General features: G+C 49.7%; 1 protein-coding gene. It reads left to right on the forward strand.

All coding sequences use genetic code 11. The features are described from left to right. Window positions 1-1485 (forward strand): WD40/YVTN/BNR-like repeat-containing protein (locus tag IEQ42_RS27210; RefSeq protein ID WP_210706194.1); only part of this gene is annotated, 1485 nt, incomplete at its 5' end. Between the last annotated feature and the right edge of the window lie 136 nt (window positions 1486-1621).

Genomic DNA, 1621 nt, shown 5'->3' on the forward strand with positions numbered 1-1621 from the left:
GGGTCAGTATGCGCTACTTCACCAGACGGCATTACTTGGACTGGTCGTATCTTACCCGCATCTTATAATTTAAGAGGTATTGCATTCGGCAATGGTTTATTTGTTGCGGTTGCCACAAGTAGCGCGATTGCTATAACTTCGCCAGATGGTATCAACTGGACGCAGCGCACGCTTCCAGCTTCCGCAACTTGGGCTGCTGTTACTTATGGTAATGGCATTTTCGTTGCCGTGGCCAATGCAAGCGCTAACGCCGCCACTTCGCCAGATGGTATTACTTGGACACAGCGAGCATTGGCAGTTTCCACAACTTGGGTCGCGGTTGCTTACGGCGGCGGAATCTATGCCACTATCGCAAGCAATAGCACCATCGCGGCAAAACTTGTGCAGGGTTCGGGCTACTTACCTGCAAACGGAACGGTTTATTTGCAAAGTGCATACCCTGAGCTATTTGCCAAGGTTGGCATAATCGGCGGAACCATCGGCACAGCTTGGGCCAACTATGACTATGGTGGAATTGCAACGGGCAATATTGAGGCTAGCTTGAGCGGAACCATAATAGTCGTTCAATCCAACACACAAATTCGTAGAAGCGCCGACCGTGGGCAAACATGGGCTAATATTACGACACCCACACTTGGCGCTAACGTAGCTGATATTAAAACAGATGGCCGTGGGACATGGTTGATTCTCAGTGGTGCCACCGCGTCACCTTTTCAATGCCTGCGAAGTACCGACAACGGGCTTACTTGGCAGCTGGTAACATTACCGGCAACTAGTAACGGAGCCGGCGGCGGCTGGTTTAAGCTTTGCTACTGCGGCGCTGGGGTTTGGATTGCAACGGCTAACTACAGTTCCACCTTGATACGTAGCACTGACGGCGGGGCTAGTTGGAGCACAGTTGCGCACGGCTACCCTGCCGGCAATATGAACGCCGTAGGTGCTAACGGATCGGGCGTTGTTTTAATAAGCGCGTACGATGGTACTAACAGCACCGTTAGAAAAAGTACCGACTATGGCGTTTCCTTTTCTAGCTTTTTGACTTTAACGACACAAGCGATGTGCATTTCGACTGATAACCTAGGAACTTGGCTTATTGGTCTTGGCGGAGTCAATGCGTTAAGAAGCTTTGACGATGCGGCAACATCTTCTGGTTTTGCATCGATCACAGTTACAGGTGGTACGGGTATCGGTAACGATATAATTTTTGTAAATGGTCTTGTTTTTTTTATGTTTAATGGTTCGGGCTCGAAAGTAATAATTATGAATCCAAATGGCACATTTTCGCCTCAAACTTCGGCGGCTAATGCTAGCGGAAGGTTTGCTCATGCTGGTAATGGGGTGATTTTTGCAGGATCTATAACGGCGAATCGTTTGTCGCGTTCTACTCCCGTATTTGGCTATGACACTGCAACACAGTTCGCAGTCCCTAATCCGCTCAGTATTATTGGCCTCACCCACTACATTAAAGCCAGGGAAGTAGCGTAATGAATTTTTATCGCTGGGACTTAAACGGTATTTTCTTCGGGGTAGTCGATGCTGATCCATACGGCGCACTTCCTGAGCGCTCCACACCGACGCCACCGCCTGAACTTGAAGGCGACGAAGTGGCGCGCTGGACCGG

The organism is Pseudomonas iridis (genome assembly GCF_017980685.1).
Classification (GTDB): Bacteria; Pseudomonadota; Gammaproteobacteria; order Pseudomonadales; family Pseudomonadaceae; genus Aquipseudomonas; species Aquipseudomonas iridis.